This window comes from Pseudomonas sp. SWRI81 (genome assembly GCF_014268545.1).
Classification (GTDB): domain Bacteria; phylum Pseudomonadota; class Gammaproteobacteria; order Pseudomonadales; family Pseudomonadaceae; genus Aquipseudomonas; species Aquipseudomonas hamedanensis.
Genome location: NZ_JABWQS010000116.1, coordinates 1 through 256, shown reverse-complemented (window position 1 = coordinate 256; position 256 = coordinate 1). Strand labels below are relative to the sequence as shown.

General features: G+C 50.8%; 1 rRNA gene. It reads left to right on the top strand.

The features are described from left to right. Positions 1-63 (top strand): 16S ribosomal RNA (locus tag HU765_RS26675); the annotation flags it as partial. Positions 64-256: the final 193 nt, after the last annotated feature.

Genomic DNA, 256 nt, shown 5'->3' with positions numbered 1-256 from the left:
ATGACTGGGGTGAAGTCGTAACAAGGTAGCCGTAGGGGAACCTGCGGCTGGATCACCTCCTTAATCGACGACATCAGCTGCTCCATGAGCTCCCACACGAATTGCTTGATTCATTGAAGAAGACGATAGAAGCAGCTTTAAGCTCCAAGCTGATAGCTCTGAGCTAACAGTTACAAGCTCGAAATTGGGTCTGTAGCTCAGTTGGTTAGAGCGCACCCCTGATAAGGGTGAGGTCGGCAGTTCGAATCTGCCCAGA